This is a genomic window from Bowmanella pacifica (genome assembly GCF_014645355.1).
Classification (GTDB): domain Bacteria; phylum Pseudomonadota; class Gammaproteobacteria; order Enterobacterales; family Alteromonadaceae; genus Bowmanella; species Bowmanella pacifica.
In genome coordinates this window covers 320844-340795 of sequence record NZ_BMLS01000002.1, presented here as the reverse complement: position 1 = coordinate 340795, position 19952 = coordinate 320844, and the positions used below count along the sequence as shown (strand labels likewise).

At 50.9% G+C, this 19952-nt stretch carries 17 protein-coding genes; 9 read left to right on the top strand and 8 right to left on the bottom strand.

Translation table 11 applies throughout. The features are described from left to right. Positions 1 to 3: 3 nt before the first annotated feature. The 4 genes from IEX02_RS07650 to IEX02_RS07635 all read left to right on the top strand — a co-directional run bounded on the left by IEX02_RS07650 (position 4) and on the right by IEX02_RS07635 (position 3025). Positions 4 to 552, top strand: a complete 549-nt coding sequence (locus tag IEX02_RS07650) for a MotA/TolQ/ExbB proton channel family protein (protein ID WP_188692704.1) — start codon at positions 4 to 6, stop codon at positions 550 to 552. A gap of 38 nt (positions 553 to 590) precedes the next feature. Further along, a complete protein-coding gene (locus tag IEX02_RS07645) occupies positions 591 to 995 on the top strand; it encodes an ExbD/TolR family protein (protein WP_188692701.1) in 405 nt (134 codons plus the stop codon). A 106-nt stretch (positions 996 to 1101) separates the two neighbouring features. Further along, positions 1102 to 1701: an energy transducer TonB gene (locus tag IEX02_RS07640; protein ID WP_373284978.1), complete on the top strand. Its 600-nt coding sequence runs from the start codon at positions 1102 to 1104 to the stop codon at positions 1699 to 1701. 10 nt (positions 1702 to 1711) lie between these two features. Further along, entirely contained in the window at positions 1712 to 3025 is a 1314-nt protein-coding gene (locus IEX02_RS07635) for a CDC27 family protein (protein WP_188692698.1), read from the top strand. A 53-nt stretch (positions 3026 to 3078) separates the two neighbouring features. Here IEX02_RS07635 and IEX02_RS07630 read toward each other — a convergent pair whose 3' ends face one another. Both IEX02_RS07630 and IEX02_RS07625 read right to left on the bottom strand, forming a co-directional pair. Further along, a complete protein-coding gene (locus IEX02_RS07630) occupies positions 3079 to 6939 on the bottom strand; it encodes a hypothetical protein (RefSeq protein ID WP_188692695.1) in 3861 nt (1286 codons plus the stop codon). Between the two features lie 188 nt (positions 6940 to 7127). Next, a complete protein-coding gene (locus IEX02_RS07625; protein ID WP_188692692.1) occupies positions 7128 to 7550 on the bottom strand; it encodes a CBS domain-containing protein in 423 nt (140 codons plus the stop codon). Positions 7551 to 7832: 282 nt separating this feature from the next. Between IEX02_RS07625 and IEX02_RS07620 the strand changes: the two genes are divergently transcribed. Together IEX02_RS07620 and IEX02_RS07615 are read left to right on the top strand one after the other, a co-directional pair. Beyond that, a complete protein-coding gene (locus IEX02_RS07620) occupies positions 7833 to 8510 on the top strand; it encodes a helix-turn-helix transcriptional regulator (RefSeq protein WP_188692679.1) in 678 nt (225 codons plus the stop codon). A 76-nt stretch (positions 8511 to 8586) separates the two neighbouring features. Further along, positions 8587 to 9279 (top strand): hypothetical protein, encoded by a 693-nt coding sequence (locus tag IEX02_RS07615; RefSeq protein ID WP_188692676.1) that lies wholly within the window; start codon positions 8587 to 8589, stop codon positions 9277 to 9279. Between the two features lie 401 nt (positions 9280 to 9680). Here the strand turns inward: IEX02_RS07615 and IEX02_RS07610 are convergent, their stop codons facing one another. From IEX02_RS07610 to IEX02_RS07590, 5 genes are all read right to left on the bottom strand, one after another. Further along, complete coding sequence (locus IEX02_RS07610) at positions 9681 to 10460, bottom strand: CsgG/HfaB family protein (RefSeq protein ID WP_188692673.1); 780 nt, start codon at positions 10458 to 10460, stop codon at positions 9681 to 9683. A gap of 4 nt (positions 10461 to 10464) precedes the next feature. Beyond that, positions 10465 to 10884 carry a curli assembly protein CsgF gene (locus IEX02_RS07605; RefSeq protein WP_188692670.1) on the bottom strand — a complete coding sequence of 140 codons (420 nt, stop codon included), beginning with the start codon at positions 10882 to 10884 and terminating at the stop codon, positions 10465 to 10467. 4 nt (positions 10885 to 10888) lie between these two features. Beyond that, the gene (locus IEX02_RS07600) at positions 10889 to 11230 is read right to left on the bottom strand and encodes a CsgE family curli-type amyloid fiber assembly protein (RefSeq protein WP_229702140.1); all 342 of its coding nucleotides are present in this window, start codon (positions 11228 to 11230) and stop codon (positions 10889 to 10891) included. 89 nt (positions 11231 to 11319) lie between these two features. After that, positions 11320 to 12837, bottom strand: a complete 1518-nt coding sequence (locus IEX02_RS07595) for a curlin (protein ID WP_188692665.1) — start codon at positions 12835 to 12837, stop codon at positions 11320 to 11322. A gap of 28 nt (positions 12838 to 12865) precedes the next feature. Beyond that, on the bottom strand, positions 12866 to 13336 hold the full coding sequence (locus IEX02_RS07590; RefSeq protein WP_188692662.1) for a curlin subunit CsgB: 471 nt from the start codon (positions 13334 to 13336) through the stop codon (positions 12866 to 12868). Positions 13337 to 13714: 378 nt separating this feature from the next. Between IEX02_RS07590 and IEX02_RS07585 the strand changes: the two genes are divergently transcribed. The 3 genes from IEX02_RS07585 to IEX02_RS07575 all read left to right on the top strand — a co-directional run bounded on the left by IEX02_RS07585 (position 13715) and on the right by IEX02_RS07575 (position 17395). Further along, positions 13715 to 16204, top strand: coding sequence for a S8 family serine peptidase (locus IEX02_RS07585; RefSeq protein ID WP_188692659.1), 2490 nt, complete (start codon positions 13715 to 13717; stop codon positions 16202 to 16204). A gap of 94 nt (positions 16205 to 16298) precedes the next feature. Continuing rightward, positions 16299 to 16796 carry a GNAT family N-acetyltransferase gene (locus IEX02_RS07580; RefSeq protein WP_188692657.1) on the top strand — a complete coding sequence of 166 codons (498 nt, stop codon included), beginning with the start codon at positions 16299 to 16301 and terminating at the stop codon, positions 16794 to 16796. Between the two features lie 5 nt (positions 16797 to 16801). Further along, positions 16802 to 17395, top strand: a complete 594-nt coding sequence (locus IEX02_RS07575; protein WP_188692654.1) for a 2-hydroxychromene-2-carboxylate isomerase — start codon at positions 16802 to 16804, stop codon at positions 17393 to 17395. 7 nt (positions 17396 to 17402) lie between these two features. Here the strand turns inward: IEX02_RS07575 and ygjK are convergent, their stop codons facing one another. Then, positions 17403 to 19865, bottom strand: coding sequence for an alpha-glucosidase (gene ygjK / locus IEX02_RS07570; RefSeq protein ID WP_188692651.1), 2463 nt, complete (start codon positions 19863 to 19865; stop codon positions 17403 to 17405). Between the last annotated feature and the right edge of the window lie 87 nt (positions 19866 to 19952).

The following is a 19952-nucleotide window of genomic DNA, read 5'->3' as shown; positions in this document are numbered from 1 at the left end:
GCTATGTTCGAGATATTCGAAGCAATACGTGATTTTACCGAGACGGGTGGCCAGGTCCTGCTGGTCATTGGTCTGCTGATTTTCATCATGTGGTTGCTGATTCTTGAACGTGCCCTGTATGTATTTATCTGGCACAAGCAGTTCAAGAACCAAACCATTGCGGCATGGGAAGCCAGAAGTGACCGTTCATCCTGGTTTGCTGAGCAGATTCGCCAGGCGATGATTTCCCGGGTCAGCCTGAAACTGAAAGGTTCAATTCCGGTCATTCAGGCGCTGGTGGCACTCTGTCCACTGCTAGGCCTGATGGGAACGGTAACCGGCATGATTGAGGTGTTTGACGTGATGGCGATTTCCGGTTCGGGTAATGCCCGCTCTATGGCATCCGGGGTGTCCAAGGCGACTATCCCGACTATGGCCGGCATGGTCGGCGCGCTGTCAGGGGTATTTGCCTCCACCTGGTTAACCCGCATCAGCAAGACCGAAAAAATGCATATTGAAGACGCCATGACCTTAGATCATGAGCCAGTTGCAGCCAGTCGTCAGCAAGCCTGATGACTGCCTGCCCAGCACAGATATTTTAAGAGAATCCTATGAAACAGCATTTTCAGAATCTGGTAGACGAAGAAGAAGCCACCATCGACCTGACCCCGATGCTGGACGTGGTTTTTATCATGTTGATCTTCTTCATTGTGACTGCCTCCTTCGTTAAAGAAGCCGGTATCGACGTTAACCGTCCGGAAGCGGCGACTGCAGTGAAGAAAGACCGCGCCAACATCCTGATTGCTATTAGCGATAAGAATGAAATCTGGATCAATAAACGTCGTATCGACGAGCGCGCGGTGCAGGCCAATATTGAGCGTCTCTATGCAGAGAACCCACAGGGCAGCGTGGTGATCCAGGCAGATAAAAAGGCCACCACCGAGACTCTGATCAAGGTGATGGATGCGTCCAGATCCGCCGGCGTATTCGATGTGTCTATTGCGGCCCAGGAGTAACTCGCCGTGCAGATTCACCGGCAAGCCGTTAACTCTCAGTCAGGAGTGATGCATGGCTAATGCAACTATTACCGTGCCGGGCAACAGCTCGATGTTCGGCAGACTGATGATTGCCCTGATGCTCTCGGCAATCGTCACCCTGAGTTTGTTCTTTTTGATGCAATCGCTGATTAAAAGCGGTGGCAGTGCACTGACCGATCCTCCCGTAGGTTCAGTACTGGATTTTGTGCGGGTAAAGCAGGAAGAGCAGGTCGAGAAAAAAGACCGTAAACCCAAGAAGCCACCTAAGCCGGAAGAGCCGCCGCCACAGATGCAGCAGCCGCAGATGGACTCACCCACCCCCAATGCCGAAGGCAGCGGTGGCATGGACTTCTCGGCCGATATTGGCTCGGATATGGCGCTATCCGGCGGCTTGGCCCTGGAAGGTGGTGATGGTGAATACCTGCCTATTGTTAAGGTGGCACCTGTCTATCCCAGACGGGCACTGCAGCGAGGCATTGAGGGCTACGTGATCGTAGAGTTCACGGTAACTAAGGCCGGTACGGTCAGAGATCCTGTGGTGGTGGAAGCCAACCCGGAAGGCATCTTTGAACAGGCTGCCATGGATGCCGCGATGAAGTTCAAGTACAAGCCACGGGTGGTGAACGGTGAAGCCAGCGAAGTTGCCGGCGTACAAAACCGTATTACCTTCCAGATTGACGGTTAAGGTGAGAGCTATGTTTGCAAAGAAAACAATCAGCCAACTGGTGGCCCTGGCGCTGCTGACCTCGACCGTCTATGTGCTGCCCAGCGTTAGCCCACAAGGTATGGCGCAGGCGCAGGATAAGCAGGGCGAGCGCAAAACCCGTCGCACCCCTGCATTGCGTGCCAAAGTGTATGAACAGTTGGCTCGCGCCCAGACCCTGGCCGATGAAGATAAGATAACCGAAGCCCTGGAAGCGCTGGATAACGTCAAGAGCAAGTCCAGCTCCATGAACAGCTATGAGCTGGCCATGATGTACAATTTCTATGGTTTTATTCATTACAACGCGGAACAGTATGACAAGGCCATTGAGGCCTTCGAACAAGTGGTAGAGCAACAGCCTATCCCTGAGTCCTTCGAATTGTCGACCTTGTTCAGCCTCGCCCAGTTGCACATGATGCAGGGTAACTATGATAAAACCTTAGTGTTTCTGGAGCGCTGGGAAGCGCTCAATGTGGGCGAGATACCAGCGAAGAATTACCTGATTAAAGCCCAGGCCATGTACCAGCTAAAGGATTATGAGCGGGCCTCACGTTTTATTAATCAGGCCGTGGATATGGTGGAAAAAGAAGGCAAGGTACCAGAAGAAAACTGGTATGTGCTGCAGCGCGCTATCTTCTACGAGCTAAAGCAACCCGAGAAGGTCAGGGATGTACTGGTCAAGATGGTCAGACATTACAATGCCGGCAAATACTGGGTGCAGCTTGCCGGTATGTACGGCGAGTTAGGGGAAGAGAAAAAGCAGTTAGCCATTTTGGAAGCGGCTTATCAGCAGGGGTACATCACCTCTGGCTCTGATGTCTTCAACCTGGCCCAGCTTTATTACTACCATCAGGTGCCGGTGAAAGGTGCCAGACTGATGGAACAGGGAATGAAGGACGGTGTGCTTGAGCGTAATCTGCGTAACCTGAAGTTTGCGGCCAATTGCTGGGCGCTGGCCAAAAATGACGACAAGGCGATTCCGGTATTAACGGCCGCCGCCAAGTTGTCCGATGATGGTGAACTGGATGCCCAACTTGGACAGATGTACCTCAACCTGGAAAAGTTCGACAGGGCCATTGATGCCACTATGGCAGCGTTGCAAAAGGGCGGACTGCGTAATCAGGGCATGGCACACTTAGTACTGGGTATGGCGTACTTTAATAAGCAGCGCTTTAACGATGCTTTGAACGAGCTGGCCAAGGCTGAGAAGTTTGACAGTGCCAAGCGTATGGCCCAGCAATGGGGCAAGTACGTGGAATCTGAGAAGGTGAGTTACGAAAGGCTGAAAGCCGAGCTGTCTTCTTAAGCACGAATCAACAGACCAAAAGCCACCTTAGGGTGGCTTTTTTTATACCGGAATCAGTCCTGTTGCTGGTGGTCATCCTCGGCTCTCAGCGTACTGGTCAGGGTGAAAATAAACAGCGACACCATGATCCACCCAAGTAACGAATACAAAGTACGGAACCAATGCCACACCTTGGGATTTTGCAGTAATGGCTGGGATGCAGCGTCTGTGCAATGCAGAGGATCATCGCAGGTTGTGCCAATAGGACGCACAACACAGCGGTCCTCCTGGTTAAGATCCACCAGCGGAATGAGTGTGTCTGTGGCGTAAAGATAGGGTTCGATCAGATCTTTGCAGAGCAAATTGTTGCTGGAGAAAAAGTGTTTCTGCTGGCGTGGGGTAGGTTGGAGTAAGCCGTAATCAAAATTGCTCTGGCTAATGGTGGCAACAGGTTGGGTGTCGGCAATGAGTATGCCACGGTCATTGGCAAGCTGGGTCATTTGGCCTCCCAGCATGATTAGTAAAGCAATGGCAAGAAAGACCTTAAAGGGGCTTAACCCGTAACTAGAGAGCAGCCCATAGATTAAGGTGATGGTGCGACGGACGGAGCCCGCGGCAAAGTTTGCCAGCATTCTCAGTAGCCGTCTGTGCTGCCAGTCAATTCTGGTCTTATTGAAGCTGGCGTGACTGGCTACCCAGCCGGCACAACGGCGTTTGTCATTAATAAGCGGCTTCACCAACCGGCCCACCCCTTCTTTTTTAAATACCTGGATGGCTTGCGAATGAGGCTGTGTTTCAAAAGAGCTCAGTGCAATGCGACGACCATCACTGAGTAAGCTGGCATAGCCGCCCGTGAGCTTAACTTCCAGTTGCCGCAACCATAAGTTACCTCTGGATACCATCAGTGGATATTGCAAGCGAAGCCAGGCAAGTCTTGCTTTGACCCGATAGGTGATATCGCCGTCCAGGCGGTTGAATTGCTCTGTATAAAAACTCAGATAGCGGAAGTTTTTAAGCTTTATCAGCTTAAGGTCTTTGCCCCAGGATGCGCCGTTGTTGTCAGCCAGTCGATAGACATAGGTATCCTGTAAATCCACCACCACATCCCGAAAACCGTATTCCGGCGTTTTACTGGCAGCGCTGCGCAGCAGTTTTTCACCTCGTTGGGTGAGTGCAGGATCTTCGCTGCTTTCCCCTAGGTTGCCGTCGGCTAGAAAGTAAGACTTCCTAGTAAAGTTGTTGTCCAGACGGCGCAGGGGGCTAATTACTAACGGACTTGGCGCATCGTTAAATTCCAGCAAGGGCAGATCGGACAACATGCTCACCATGCCATCGTTTCTCACCGCAAAGTAGGCCAGAAACACCAGGTTGACGTGGCGAATGTAAGCGCGGAAAAAAAAGCGTGTGGCGAGTTTTTTCTCTTCGCACATCATTTTTATGCTTGCCTGACACAGCACCCTTAGCTCATCCAGCTTTTGTTCTTCACTGATAGTTTGTCCGTCGCCCAAAGGGACTATGTTCTGCAACAGCTTTAGTTCTTGGGCAATAGGAAGCAGCGCGCTGAGTTGCTGGGGCGACAAGTTAATATTGGCATCCAGTTGATTGTCTTTTTCGTCTACTTCTTGTTTGACTTGTTCGGCGATGGCCAAGTAAAGATTTTGCAGTGCGTGGGCGTTAAGAGATTGAGGTGGTGCGACGCGTGCCTTTACATATTCAATATCATCTTGAGCGGCTTTACTGGCTTTAAGCCACGGCAGGCAGTCAGGGGTGTCGGTGATCACAAAAGCGCCATCTACCCCTCTTGTGCCTCCCCATACATGGGCGCAGAACAAGCGCAGGTATTGCAGCGCTTGGGCTTCATCCTCTAGTGAGAGCTTACCCGCCTCATTTAATCTGTGGAAGCAGGAGGAATGGCCGTCTAACAACACGGCGTTGTCATCGTCATCGAGGGGGCTTAAATAGGCGCCGTACCAGATTTCATTCTGCCAGCGAATCTGCATTTCTACATACTGAAACCCTTTATAGCAGCTGAGGCTATGACGCCAGGTGCCGGTAACGTCCACATCAATATTGCGATGAAAGGACTTTTTTTGCCGTGCTATCTCAAAGAAGTCCTTAAAATCTACCCTCAGGTCACGTTCAATGCGGGTTTGCTGTAAGTCCAATAACGCCTGATGGTCGCTCGGCGCCTGGCTATCTTTTCTTTGCTGGAAGACTAAATCTTTAAGATCAAGGTCTCCACCTATGTTGCATCTGCTTAAATCCAGGGTTGCACTTTCAGGTGCTTCCAATCTGACAACCAGATTCTTCTTTACTTCCAGACCTCGCGCATTGAGACAAACTGACTCTGCTTTTTCGGCGGACAGAGGAAAGCAGAGCGTGGCTTCCAACAGCAATGATTTGTCACACTTGAGGTTTTCCAGGTTGAAGTACACCGGCTCAGCTTTTATGCCCAATCCTCTTATCTGCTTTTTAAACACCAGCTCAACTTTTCCGGCTATCTTTGTGCCACAGAGTTTGACTTTACCGCCCCCAGCACTATCCACATTACTGCCCAGTAGCTGGGTTTGTTGATAATGTCCTTTCTGGGTAATCAGGTTGCCTTGTAGCACGCTGTCTGCCAGATCGAGAGTCCCCTGGCCTTTTTCACTGAGTCTGGGATGAATAAAATCTGTTCCAACCAGGGTGTTTAGTAGTTCAAAGCTGCCTTGAATGTGGCTGTTTCGAAGAAAAACACTCTTTTTTAGCCGGCAGTTACTTAAATGAATGCCGTTGCCAATCTGGGCATTGTCGCCGCCGATGCTTTGCATTTTTGTGCTACCGATATTGGCTCTGCTGATGCGAATACCACCTTGGATATTGGCAAATGCCAGCTCAATAGCGCCATCCGTCTCAAACCTGTGACCGTGAATTAAACTGGCAACCACCCCTGAATTAACCTGGGCCCGTTGCAGATTGAGTCTGGCCTCTTTGCTACGCTCTGAGGATGCGGCAATTTTAGTGCCGGACAAGTCGAGTGTGCCGCAGATGGTCGCGCCGAAAAGGTTGATGCCACCTTCGAAGTAGGACATAGGGGATTGGGCTGCAACAGACCGGCTTTTCCCCTTGGTTTGCGTGTCGATACTTTTATCTGGTAGCTGATTGGGACGAATGATCAGGTTACCGTCAATCTTCAATCCTTGAGCAAATAGCGCATCGTCGACCCTGCTGACAACATGGGAAGAAAAGAGCCTGATATCTCCACCTATCAGGGTGCTGCGTAAGGTAATGCCGCCAGAAACTCGCAGACCACAACGGGAGATGAGGTCACCTTTGATATCGGCATTGCGCATTTCCAATCCATAGTGGCGAACATCTAGCTGTCGTTGTTTTTCCGTGGTGCGTGGGCAGGAGAGCGCTAAATCGCGCAGATAAACACTTCCCCCTACTTCAATGCAATCGGCTTTCAACCACAGATGGCGCAGCTTACTGTCCTGCGCGATGACAAGTTCAGCCAGGCTAAGGTTGGCTGTCAATCTGGATGAATTTAGGCACAGCATGGGGGGCTGTGTTTTCTGCGTTGCTTGATCATGGCCAAAAATACATTGATCCATTCTCAGGCCTGTTAGGTTGGCTTGTGCCAGGGAAAGCCCCTGCTCAAACTGACAATTCTCAAAGCGCAGGGGAGGGAAGGCGTCGCCTGCTTCACCGGCCAAGCCATCCAGGTCGAGCCGGCCAATAAATCTCAGATGCTGGACGCGTACAGTGGCTTTAGGCGGAAGCTTGGTTTGGGTGGGACACCTGGTTAGCAGCAACTGGCGGAAGGTGTCGGCGGCGATAGGCAGTTTGTTATCTGGGCCAAGTGAAGAGGCAAAGTCACTGGCTTGCCCGTCCAGCGCCTGTCCGTTGGTTAGCTTCTCAACCAGTAAGTTCAGTACGTCCGAGGAGAGCGCCATGGTGCAAGGTCCTTTTCACAGTATGCATACAAGCACCAATACTACTTTGTTGCATACTGCGACCTTGCAACCGTTAAACGCTGATGCTCAGGTTGGGGTTTTTTAAACATATCTGGCTTTGTGTCGTGAATCAACGACTAATATCAACACAACCTGAGCATCACCAAGGCAGACAACAAGCCCGATGGTCAGGGTTGTTTCAGTAGCTTAATGGCCAGCTTCACAAAATCTGAAGAGGTGAGTATGCCTTCCAGTTTTCCCTCCTCGTCCACAACTGGCAGGCAGCCATGTTTGTAGTTAACAAAGTATTCCGCTATCTCTAGCAGTGGTTGATTGGCCTGTACGGTATCACCGTCTTTAATCGCCACATCCATAATGGGGACTAACTTTTCCTGCTCGGTAAGACAGTCCTGTCCGTAGAGATTCGCCAGTTTCATGACTTTTGATACCAGCGCTTTTTGGGTGACGATGGCCACATATTTACCCGTTAACACGTCAACGATGGGAATATGACGAATACCATATTCACGACTCATATTATGAGCGTCGTGGAGCGTGGCCGATTGGGTCAGGGTATGCAAATTGCTGGTCATAATGTCTTTGACTTGCATAAGTATTCCTTACTGATTTAGTGCGCTATAGCATAGGGCTAAGTGTCAGTGGATGCCATGATGTAAGTCAAGTCTGAATGTACTGAGTAACATCAGCCAGCCCGCTAGTTTAAAGGGATTCGAGCCTGTAACTAACGGCCTGTGGTAGCGTGATACTTTGCTTGTGGCATACCTTTTTCTGCCGCGGGTAACATTATCTAACAAGCTTTCTTGACAAGGTTTTATGGCTGTACCACTATAAAATCAACAGGTTATAAAAATCACTCAAGGATGAGGTGATGTATGAATATTGATACATATTCGTTGCAGGTCGTGCACCCTAACCCTAGCGCACAAGATAGTCCCTCAAGCTACGTTTTTTTACGTTTGCTGCAAACCTGTCCCGTTACTATTCATCAGGTTTATGATCCGGCCATGATCAAAGAGCCGGGTCAGTTCGATCTTTTATTCTTTAATGTACAGGATGCGTATTGGGGAGAAATGTTGCCCGGTTATCTGCTTGATCTGGCCATCGCGCACCGGGTTGTGCTGTTTAATGCCGACCGGGAAGGAATCTGTGAAACCCTGACCTTACTGGCTGGCATTGATGGGGTGTTTTATCGCCAGGATCCTCCCGATTTGATCCTTAAAGGCATTGGGCTGCTACTGGATAAACAGCGCTGGTTTCGACGTGAAGCCATGGATAGGGCACTGCAAACCTTGCTGAAGTGCGCGCCTCAGGTTGGCTTGAATCGTCAGTCCCAGGATGAAGAATTTGATGCCCTGACCAAGCGAGAAATGACCATAGTGCGTCTACTGTCCAGTGGCGCACAGAACAAAGAAATAGCCAACAAACTGCATATCAGCACGAATACGGTAAAAACACATTTATATAGCGTGTTTAGAAAAACCCATTGCCGGAATCGCTTAGAGCTACTTAGTTGGGTGCAACAACATTTGCCTGTGCAAATGCTTATGTAGCGTTCTTCTGTAGACAACTATATGATTTATAAAGTAAGTTTCCTTCTGCCTCTTAAAAGTCCAAGATGGAGAGATAATGAAAGGAATACTGCTGGGTTTGCTTGTACTGACGTTAAGCGGGTGCGCGAAAACCCATGTGCATTTGTACGGGCGCTATCTGCAACCTGAACAAATTAAAAATGTCAGTGAGGCATTGGAAGCTGAAGGGTACCAGGTGAAGGTGAATCAGTTCGCTTTTCCAAGGGATATACAGCAATCCTCCCTGATTTATTCTCTGATGCTCAGGGATGTCAGTAAACTCGATACCGTGCTTGGTGTGGCGACTGAGCAGGGCTGGTATGTCAACAATATCTCTGCCTTGGTTAAAGGCAATCACTGGTATACCAAAGATAGTATGGGCTTGTTCTTACTGCCTGACGGGGTTGATCCCACCGATCCCACTGCACCTGAAAACCTGAGTTTCCTTTACCAGAGTGTCGGTTGTGATAAAGCGCCAAGTCTGCAGCTTTTTTCTGATAACACTTTTCGTATTCAACCCGTTGCAGAAGTACCTTTTGAAGATGACTGGCATCAAGGCTCATGGGAATTAAAAGAGTCCGTGTATCTGACGCTGACACCCAAAGCGGATAAAACCTGGTCTTACTATTTGCAGCTGGAAAGGCGTACCGAACAGGATCAACTGGGCAAGGCCGAGGTTATTCAGCTGACCCCAATGCGCAGCTACTTAATGTTCGGTACCTGTAACTTCGAATATGGCGTGCGCAGTTAACTACCGCGCTTTGGGTGTTTAATCTATTTTTTACCGCCAAGATTATATAAATGCATATAAAAACAATAAGTTACAAGGATTTTTGGCTGTGAATCCCTTCGCGTCCTTCTTGTTGATTTAGGTTTTTATTTCTCACCACGAAGCCCACCGAGAACACGAAGAAAAGCAATGAGTTAAAAGGGGGTTGTTGATTTTTACCCCTTCGTGTATTTCGCGTCCTTCTTGTTGATTTAGGTTTTTATTTCTCACCACGAAGCCCACCGAGAACACGAAGAAAAACAATGCCTCACAAAGGGGGTGATGGTTTTCACCCCCTTTGTGTATTTCCTGGCCTTGCTGTTGATTTGGATTTTCTTTCCTCGCCACTAAGGTCACGAAGAGCACCAAGAGATATGAGAGTCTTAGCTTTGTGCTGTGGCCCAGACCCTTTTTTCTATGCCCTTATGGACCAAGTCGGTAAGCGCTTTCTCTATGGCTTGTTTTACACAAATATGCATTGGCTCATTGGTGGTAAAACCACCCTCGGCTTCGGCTAGGCGTTTAAAGCTAACATAGCGGAAAAAGCCGGCCCGCATCTCCTGGCTTAATACCGTTTTGCTGGTGGATACCGATAGCAGCACCTGACCGGTACGCACATCAATGGCGCGCAGGTAGACGGATATTTGATCTTCCCGGTACAACTCCGATGCCCCGATGCCAAAATATTCGGCACCAAAACCGCCGGTTCGCACGTTCGAGTCGTAGCTGATGATACCGCCTTCCAACAGCAATTTTGCGGTGGTAAGAGGGGGGAGTTCTTCTTTCTCTTCTTTACCGTCGGCCTGCAAGCCGGCGCGGATAATTTTACGCTCGGTCAGAATATTCTGCAGGCCCTCTCGTTCCACTGGTAAAAACCAATTGGAGTCGGCCAGTGCTTGCATCAGTATTGAGGTGGCACCTTGTGTCACTGCGGTGGAAAACGAACTGACATTGGCCTGGGGTTTATATTGTCCGGTTTGATCGCGAAAGGCATACACAGACACAGGAATCATACCCTTGGGCGGCGGCAAGGCCAGTAAATCCTGATAGTTGTCGGTTGGGCTCAGGGCGACGGCCGGTTGCTCGTTGGGTGGGAACATAGGGCCGAGACTACTGCATCCCATCAAAGACAGCACCGCCGCCAGGCAAAGTAAACGCAACATCAGCTTATCCAAACTTGGGGACTTCAATCACGGTGATTTCACCATTGAGTAAATGGGTGATCTGCACCGTGATACTGTCACTGTTACTGGTCAGGATCTGTATTTCATAATCACCGCTGACAAATACCGAGTCTTGATTAAATACGCTGTCTTCCACATCCTCGCCAAAGGCCAGATCGGTAATTTCCCGTACCATTTTGTTGATATAGGCCCGTTCCAGAGATTCCTGAAATTTTTCAGCGTAACTACGCTCTTCAATATGATCTTTGTGCTTGTTTTGGGCCTGGGCTTTGCCCATCAGCAAGCTGCCATTCAGTGGATTGCCGCCGAAGCTGGGATTTATCGGGGTGTATACCAATTCTGTGGCGGCGACCTGGCCGACAATCAGACTCAGTAACATTGTCATTAACTTGAGTTTATTCATTTATTTACCATCCGTTTTCGGCCATATCCTGGCTGCTACTGTCAAATCTGGCATTGGCCATGGCTTGCAGTAAGGCCAGCATGGCCTCTTCCACCTTGTCTTCCATGGGCGACTGCCGACGGCCCATGTAGGTGACATAGATAACCTGATTGTTCAGTTGTACGGTGAGTCGGGTACCGGCGCGCGGCACCACCTGTTCTTTAACTACAACATTAAAGCTCTGGGTTTGCGGGACATCTTGCCAAAGCCGGCTGAATTGCTGATAGAACTCCCGGCCAAAACGGCTGAAAGTGTTATCCAGCATCAATCCACCGAGTTCAACTTCGGCAAAGCTCGGTCTGATCAAGCTGCAAAGTGCCAAGAGCAACAAGCATCTGGGTAGAAACATAAAATGGCGGGCCGCCGATAGTGCTCTTTGGCCCGCCCCTCCACGCGCTACTGCTGAACGATGGTGGCGGTGTTCCAGTCGCCCACCTGAGCGATACTGATACTGCCACCATTGCTGATCACGGCACCTTCGACAATATTGCCGTGCCCGACCTGACTGATGGACAACTGCACCGAGTCACCGCCAATTAGCATGGCGGCGCCACCTTCACCCACCACCATGTTTTCATTGCCTTCCTGCAGGATATCAATGAGGTGGTTGCTGCCTTCAATTAACAAATCCAAGGCGTTCAGATCGCCGTTCTGAGCGATATCCACCTGGTTGTTGTTACTGTCCAGCAGGGTACTGATATTGACCACGGCGTCATTCATATTGCCGTCTTGCATCAGACTGATGTCATTGTCATCGGTGGTCAGGCTGAAATCAGGGTAGGAGGCCTGCACCACGGCCACGTTCTCATCGCCGCTTTGGTTGATGAGGATATCGTTGTCATTACCGTTGAAGTTGACCATATGGCTTTGGTTGAAATTACCATTCTGCATGGTGGTTAAATCATTACCCGAGCCAATGATCCCCATGTAGGCGTCATTGCCATCGCCCATCTGCATCAGATTGAAGTCATTGTCGTCACCGATAAGTTCAAAGGTGGCGATATTCTCGTTGCCGGTCTGATTAACCATGACATCATTGTTGTCTCCAGTGAACAGGGCGGATTCTGCACTGTTGTAGTCACCGTTTTGATCAATGCTGATGTCATTGCCGCTACCGAGGATTTCATCCAGGTTGGCGGTGTTGTATTCGCCATCCTGATCAATTTCGATATCGTTGTCTTCGCCCATCAGTAAGGTCAGGGCAAACTGGTTACGCCGACCGTCCTGGATGGTTTCCAGTTCATTGTTGTCGCCTTGCAGATCGCGCACCCGGCTGACGTTCCAATAACCGTCTTGCTCAATATCCACCGCATTGGCATCACCCGACATCACATCCAGGTGGGTTTCGTTCCACTCACCGCTTTGCAGTATGCTGATGTCGTTGCCAGAGCCTTGCAGGTTTTTTACATAGCCCCATTGGCCGCCTTCACTCTGATCAATGCTGATATAGTTGTCATTACCCTCAACAATGGCCTGTGCTTCATTGGTAATGCCAAGGTAGCCAATATCTTCATTTTGGCTGATGTTTAGCTCGTTGCCGTCACCGGTTACCATTACCTCGGCAATGCTTTCATTGCCCACTTGGCTGACACTGAGATCGTTGGCCTCACCGGTCAGGTTGCTGACGCTGATATTGCTTGAGCCAACCTGCGTTACGTCGGCATTATTGGCATCGCCCTCTACGGTCAAGGCCAAGCCGTTCACGTCGCCTTCCTGGAACAAGCTGACATTGTTGCCCTGGCTGGCTCCGCCAGTGGCTATCTGAGTTAGTTGAATGACATTGCCGAGGGCATCTGCCATTACATCGGTTTTCATTACCACGTCGGTGCTTTTACTTTCATCTGCCACCACCGCTTGACTGGCCCCAAGGGCACAGAGGATGGCGCATGCTAGTAGGGATTTTTGGATTTTCACCTTATTCTCCAATTTATTTTTTACGGGGTCAGCGTTGGTACACATTGACCACCATATTGCTTCCTATCTGGTGAACCCTGAACTGCTGCTCACCGCTTTGCCAGATATTGGCCGTGTTGGCATGACCTTGCTGGATCACATCCAATTGGTTGTCCTGCCCCCATTGCTGCACATTGACGGTGTTGTTGCTACCTTGCTGCAAAATGTTGGCGACATTGCTGTCCCCTTGTTGCATCAAGGCAATTTGGTTACCGCCGCTTGCGCTCTGGCTGATTGTTGCTTTGTTGAAAATTCCATATTGGCCAATCACCAGGGAACTAGCCTGGTGTTGAACCGAAGTCGATAGGCTGATTGACAAAGGAGAGTCCTGCAAATCGGTACCAGGAAGTAGATCCTGTGCTTGCACAACTGTGCTGAAAGCCAGCAAAAATGCCCCAAAGCCCAGACCTTTCAGTCTGACTAATTCCCTGAATGCATTGTTGTTTTTATTGGTTTTCATTTTTGGCGCTACTAACTTGATACGTTCGCCAGACCACTCTAGGGGGTTTGCTGAAGGATGAATATCACCAAAAAAGCTTAACTTTTGTTAACCGCTAGGCGTCTTCGTTTGCATCACTTCGATAAGCTTTTACTGGCTCATCAACCAGTGAGTCTCATGCAAAAGTACTAGGCTGAAATTCATGCTTTAGTACCAGGTGGGTGGGAGAAGTGGCGGGAGTCTCATGCTAAGGGCGTATTTTTACCGGTTTGGCTGGCACAGCTTGATGGAACCTGCTAATTCTGGATGCGTTGCGAAAATTCCCGATAGTGACATGGAGAATCCTTCAGGCGCCGGCATACGCCGGTTTAATGGATACAGCTAAGATGGATTCCAACCATGAAATACAAACTTTCTGCTTTTACATTGGCGATGTTGCCTATGTTGGCCAATGCCTCTGTGGATATTCAACAGGTCTCCGGTTATGCGTCGGACTCTGTGATTGTGGTGTACAAGGAAAAGGCCAGTTTGGCCGACCGCCGGGCGGTACGTGGACTGGTAGCTGCTACTATCAGTGACAGTAACCTGGATGAAGTAGACGACAGGTTCAAGCATCTGTTGGCCGGTCGTATGGCCAAGTTTGAGCTGCGCGGCCTGTCTGTGAAGGCGGCTTTGGAAAAGTTACAAAAACATCCCGCCGTCAGTTATGCCCAGCCAAACTACCGGGTCAGAGCTTTGGGGGCACCCAATGATGCGCGTTTTGGCGATCTGTGGGGGCTGCATAACGAAGGGCAGACTGGCGGTACGGTCGATGCCGATATTGATGCTGTTGAGGCCTGGGATATTGCCACCGGTAGCCGCGATGTAATAGTCGGCGTTATTGATACCGGCGTGGATTACACTCACCCGGACTTGGTGGCCAATATGTGGGTCAACCCCGGTGAGATTCCCGGCGATGGCGTGGATAACGACGGCAATGGCTACATTGACGATGTTTATGGCATCAACAGTATTTTGGATAACGGCGATCCTATGGATGACCATGGTCACGGCAGCCATGTGGCCGGTACTGTGGGCGCCGAGGGGAATAACGGCGTAGGCGTGGTGGGTGTAAGCCAGCAAGTGTCGCTGGTGGGCTGTAAGTTCTTAGCCTCTGACGGCTTCGGCAGCACGGCAGATGCCATTCAATGTGTCGATTATTTTGTGGCGCTGAAAAATGCCGGCCACAATGTTCGCGTGCTAAACAATAGCTGGGGTGGCGGCCCCGAAGAGCAGGCACTGCGGGATGCCATCACGGCCTCCGAGCAGGCGGATATCTTGTTTGTGGCCGCAGCGGGCAACGACACCACCAACAATGATGTCAATCCTCACTATCCCTCTAACTATGAGCATGACTCTATTCTGTCTGTGACTAGTACCAACCACAACGACGGGATCTCCTGGTTTTCCAACTGGGGCTTAACCACAGTGGATCTGGCGGCGCCCGGTTCGGATATTTTATCCACCCTTCCTGGCGGGAGCTATGGCAATGGCTCGGGAACGTCCATGGCATCTCCCCATGTGGCGGGGGCGGCAGCCTTGGTCATGAGTGTTAATCCAGGCCTGAGTGCCCTTGAGGTTAAGCAGTTACTGATGGACAGTGGCGATGATAATGCCGATATGCAAGGAAAAATCGTTAGTGGCAAGCGACTCAACTTGCTGAACGCGGTGGAAGCGGCCGATCCCACGCCTGGGTTCCGCTTCAGCGCTGCGCCACTGAGTACCTCTGTGGTGGCGGGCGAAACGGCGAGTTATGAGTTTATTGTCAGTTCGGTGGCCGACTGGGATGGCAGTATTGCGCTTAGTCTGGAAGCGCCGTTAGCCGACGCGAGTTTATCGGCAAGCAGCGTGTCCCCCGGTGACAGCTTTATGCTCACGGTACCCACCACAGCAGATACCCAATGGGGGGACTACGAGTTTACTGTAACCGGTACCAGCGGCGAGTTAGTGAAAAGTCAGCGTGTCGCGCTGACCGTTATCCCACAAGGATTAACGGATTTCACCTACAACAATAACGACAGTCAGGCGATTCCGGATAACGATGCCGATGGCATCATATCGGTAATCAATATTCCTGATGATATTACCGTGTTTGGTACCGACGCTTACGTGAATATCAGCCATACCTGGTCAGGAGACTTGCTTGTTAAACTCACTGCGCCAAGTGGTACCGAAGCGGTGCTGCATAACCGTACCGGCAGCGGCGAAGATGATATTGACCGCAGCTTCCAACTGGATGCCTTCAACGGCGAGATCGCAACCGGCGACTGGTTGTTGAGCGTATCTGATAACGCGTCTTTGGATACGGGGACCTTAAATAGTTGGTCACTTACCATCACTGGCATTGGCGAAGTGTTGCCAGCGCCGCCGCAGGCAGGCTTTAGCGCACAAAGTGAGGGGCTACAGACCAGCTTTACCGACACTAGCACAGATGTAAACGGTGATATTGTCAGTTGGAGTTGGGATTTTGGTGACGGTAACAGTAGCAGCGAGCAGAATCCGCTGCATATGTATGCGGCTTCCGGCACTTATAGTGTCACCCTGACGGTGACCGACAGTGAGGGGAACACCGACAGTCACAGCATGGATATTACGGTATCTGATACCCAGATCAGTCTGGAGGTGCAGCGCGCCTATCTGACCGGACTTGGCTACCTGCGTGTGGATCTGGCGTACACTGGTTCACCGGCAGAGCAGGTGGATATTTACCGTAATGGCGTGAAAATCGCCACGGTAGATAATACCGGGGTTTATCGCGACCGCGAGCGACGGGTCGTGGGCACGCAGTTTGTGTACAAGGTATGTGATGCCAGCGACACCTGTTCAGATGATGTAAACGTTAGCTTCTAAAGCTTACAAATCCTTAAGTGAGCCGCCTGCCAAGGCGGCTTTTTTTGTTGTTTCTACTGTGTGAGTATGTGCCTTTATTGATAAGGGCATCAGCATGCAATTCGTTCCTGCCACCCAAGCTCACCTGTTCACTATGATGTCCTGGTTTGACAGTCAGGCCAGCCTGACTTCCTGGGGTGGACCGGGTATGACCTTTCCTTTGGATAGACAGAGCTTTAGCCGCGATGTGCGACTGGAACAACTGGCCAGTTGGGCATTAGTGACAGAAGCGGACGAGTTGCAGGGGTTTGGCCAGTATTATCTGCGTGAAGGACGCTGTCATCTGGGGCGTTTAGTGATTGCTCCTGCCCATCGCGGCGGCGGCCTGGCCAAACGCCTGATACGGGAATTGGTGGCGCTGGGCAGCCGGGAGTTCACACTAACGGAGGTGTCCTTGTTTGTATTACAGGACAATATCAAGGCCCGCCGATGCTACGAGGCGCTTGGCTTTTCGTATGTCGAGTATCCGGGTCCATCCATCGGTATTGATAACTGCCTTTACATGGTTGCCAGGTCAGACCATATTTTGGGGACAGACAGCCCGATAAGGTAAATGGAATGACCCCTGTGGATTTCTGGTTTGATTTTGCCAGTACCTATAGCTACCCCGCTGTGATGCGCATTGAAGCGCTCGCCGCAGAGCACAACATCACCGTGCGTTGGCACGCCTTTTTGCTTGGCCCCATTTTTAAAGCCCAAGGCTGGCAGGACTCGCCGTTTAATTTATTTACTGCCAAAGGTAACTATATGTGGCGGGACATCGAGAGGGTGTGTGAGCGCTATGCACTGCCTTACTTTCGACCGTCCCGTTTTCCGCAAAATGGCATTCTGGCCGCTCGTATTGCCTGCTGGTATGGAGACGCTAAGTGGCTCAATCGCTTTGTGATGGCGGTATTTCAGGCCAATTTTGTGCAGGATAAAAATATTGCCGACCCTGAAGTGGTCAGCCAGATCCTAAGTGAGCTGGATCTGGACGCCGAGGCTATTATCGCACAGGCACAAAGCCCGGAAAGCAAAGCCAAATTACAAGCCGTTAATCAGCAGGCTGTGCGCCAGGGGATATTTGGCGCACCTTTTTTTATGGTGGGACAAGAGCCCTTTTGGGGGCAGGATAATCTGGCGCTGGCCCTGCAAACGGCAGGGCAGCAATAACGCCAGTTTAGTTTTGCCTGGAGAGCTGTCGGTACAACAAGTACAAGTGCGCGGCACTCCAACTGAAATTGCTGGCGCCTTGCACCGCCCCGTTTAAGGGGTGGTAGTTTTCGCGAATGGCACCGTCTTCAAGCAGGCCGTCGGCATTGTGAACCAATCGCAGCGCCAGCTCGCGGGCCTGGTGGTGATAGCCGTACTTATCCAGCGCCATCACGCCAAAATACCATTGGTCAAGCCACACCCGGCCACGCCAGTAGATATCCGGATGATAAGCAGGGTTGCTGAGCGCGGCTGTGCCAAGGGGAATATGGCTGTTAAATTCGCTGGTGGAGAGCATGACCTTGGCCACGCGGTCGGCTTGTTGTTGTCCGGCGACCCCTGCCCATAGCGGCGACCAGCCTTCCGGTCCGCGTCCTCTGGCGGTCAGCAGTTTGCCGCCACAGCCCGAGCTATCTTGCTCGCTCAGGCCAATTTGTCTGTCATAGTAAAACCCACTTTGTGTATCGAAGAAACACTGGTTAACCTTGAGCGCCAGTTGTTGGCTTTGCTGTTGCCATTGTTTGGCGTCTTCTTTTTGTTCCAGCAAGGCTGCCATCTTGGCCAGCAGACCTTTTTCCATCGCCAAATAAGCATTTAGCTCGACGGACTCCTGGTCAATGGAGAACCCTAATAGCTGCCCCTGGTCATCGTGGTTCTCAAAAAAACGTACCTGCCAATCTTGCCTGGCCCGTTTGATATCGCCCTGATAGTGCGTGTCGGCATAGGCTTGCAATTGCGCTTGGTTGATAAAGCCGAAACGTGCGGCGTTATCCATACCTGACTCCCAGCCTGCGCCGTGCTGAGCACCTATATCAATATCCAGATATTCTCCGGATGCGAGCGCTCTTTCATACAGGGCTGCCCCTGCGCATTGATACCAGTTTTCGCCTTTGCTCTGACAGGCAGCAGTCACTTGGGTATTCAGTGCCGTGTTGGACTGAGGCTGAATATCAAAACGAATATTGCCCTTGGAATCGTTATGCAGGGGATGGGCTGTGGCGCCGTATTCGGCCAGACCATTCTGATTATGGTCGCGATTTTTGTACCACCATTGATGGTAAGCTACCAGTTTGGGATAAAGCTGTTCAATTAGCGCCTTGTCCTTTGTGACTTGGTATAACTCCCATACCGCCCAACTGGCCAGCGGCGGCTTGGTATTGCGTTCATTCCAGTTACCGCCATCACCACCACGCTGTGCATCTTTGTTGTAAAAGATAGCATCAATCAGCATGCCGGCATCTTGTGGTCTGAGGCTATCCGAGCTTTGTACCTGATAGTCGAACATAGCCAGTATATTGTCTTTAGCCACCTGCGGGGCAAAGTGGGCCATGGCGGCGGCGTGCTTCCACGTGTCCCAGGCCCAGGCACCGTTAAACCAGCGAGCGGTAACCGATGGTGTCACCACATCATGTTTCAGTTCACCGGCATGGCCGCGCCAGTTGCCCAATAAGGTTTGCATAGCTTTTTTTGCCAGGCTGGCCGGCAGCAGTGAATCTGTGTTCAGACCCGCTTGCTGGTAAGCATGCCAGCGGGCGCGGCTTTGACCAATGGCCTGCTCTGGTGCGCTAAACAGCTGGTCCAGACGCGCATTTTCTGTTTGCCACTCTTGCTCGTTGTGAACATAGCTGTGACTGGTATACAAGGTGCGCTGCTGATTATCTGCAAGCGACAGCTTGGTTTCAGCTTGATAAGCCAGCTCTCCCTGGGGGTGGCTGGTGGCGCTGACTGAGCGACGAATATGGTAACGACTTGCGCCGGATAACATCATATTCCAGGTGCTGCGCTGCGCTCCCAGTTGAATTTTTACCCCTTGCGGGTCGAGTGTCATTTGGCGCTGCCAGGACGGATATTGTGCGCTGATGGACTGACCGTTTTGCCAATCTGTTAGCAACTGCCCCTGCCACTGAAGCTGTAATGTTTTTGCCTGCCCTTGTTTATTGACCAATTGGGTGCTGACCAGGGCGGTGCGAGGAGTGACAAAGTCCAGCGTCAGCGTGAGCGTCAAATCTGGCCACTGGTACTGCTGTTGTAAGCGTCCTGCGTGATTATCAAATTGAACGGTGGCGTCTTTATAGTCATAGGTTTTACCACTGATAGTGTCGCTAATCCGCAGCTTTTCTAGTTGTTTGGCCAGATACAGACCGTATTCCTCAGCGATAATCATGGGACCGTTAAAGGCGCCGTATTCGGCTACTTTTTCTGGTTGTAAGAAGCCATGCCAGGCCCCCAGATCAAACAAGGGATTAAACCGCTGATTACCAAACTGGTCCAGCATACGCATGGCGTCTGGGCTGCCCTGACGATTCAGGCTGGCTTGCAATGATAGAGCCGATGATTCCGTTGTTTCCTGTGGCGCCGTGCAACCTGTTATCAGGCTGACAGCTATCAGTATCATGGCACCGGATTGCCGGAAAGGGATTGACCTGAACATATTGCTTCCTCTTGTACCGCTGATTGGCGTCCATTCTCGCATAGTGAAACACCAAACTAGTTAGTCGTATGTTAAAACACGCTAGAT

What these genes read in the sequence shown, in the direction of transcription:
- IEX02_RS07640 (WP_373284978.1), top strand. Translation starts at nt 1,102, where the DNA reads ATGATTGCCCTGATGCTCTCGGCAATCGTCACCCTGAGTTTGTTCTTT.
- IEX02_RS07620 (WP_188692679.1), top strand. Translation starts at nt 7,833, where the DNA reads ATGAATATTGATACATATTCGTTGCAGGTCGTGCACCCTAACCCTAGC.
- IEX02_RS07585 (WP_188692659.1), top strand. Translation starts at nt 13,715, where the DNA reads ATGAAATACAAACTTTCTGCTTTTACATTGGCGATGTTGCCTATGTTG.
- ygjK (WP_188692651.1), bottom strand. Translation starts at nt 19,865, where the DNA reads ATGTTCAGGTCAATCCCTTTCCGGCAATCCGGTGCCATGATACTGATA.
- IEX02_RS07580 (WP_188692657.1), top strand. Translation starts at nt 16,299, where the DNA reads ATGCAATTCGTTCCTGCCACCCAAGCTCACCTGTTCACTATGATGTCC.
- IEX02_RS07635 (WP_188692698.1), top strand. Translation starts at nt 1,712, where the DNA reads ATGTTTGCAAAGAAAACAATCAGCCAACTGGTGGCCCTGGCGCTGCTG.
- IEX02_RS07615 (WP_188692676.1), top strand. Translation starts at nt 8,587, where the DNA reads ATGAAAGGAATACTGCTGGGTTTGCTTGTACTGACGTTAAGCGGGTGC.
- IEX02_RS07630 (WP_188692695.1), bottom strand. Translation starts at nt 6,939, where the DNA reads ATGGCGCTCTCCTCGGACGTACTGAACTTACTGGTTGAGAAGCTAACC.
- IEX02_RS07610 (WP_188692673.1), bottom strand. Translation starts at nt 10,460, where the DNA reads ATGTTGCGTTTACTTTGCCTGGCGGCGGTGCTGTCTTTGATGGGATGC.
- IEX02_RS07575 (WP_188692654.1), top strand. Translation starts at nt 16,802, where the DNA reads ATGACCCCTGTGGATTTCTGGTTTGATTTTGCCAGTACCTATAGCTAC.
- IEX02_RS07625 (WP_188692692.1), bottom strand. Translation starts at nt 7,550, where the DNA reads ATGCAAGTCAAAGACATTATGACCAGCAATTTGCATACCCTGACCCAA.
- IEX02_RS07650 (WP_188692704.1), top strand. Translation starts at nt 4, where the DNA reads ATGTTCGAGATATTCGAAGCAATACGTGATTTTACCGAGACGGGTGGC.
- IEX02_RS07590 (WP_188692662.1), bottom strand. Translation starts at nt 13,336, where the DNA reads ATGAAAACCAATAAAAACAACAATGCATTCAGGGAATTAGTCAGACTG.
- IEX02_RS07645 (WP_188692701.1), top strand. Translation starts at nt 591, where the DNA reads ATGAAACAGCATTTTCAGAATCTGGTAGACGAAGAAGAAGCCACCATC.
- IEX02_RS07605 (WP_188692670.1), bottom strand. Translation starts at nt 10,884, where the DNA reads ATGAATAAACTCAAGTTAATGACAATGTTACTGAGTCTGATTGTCGGC.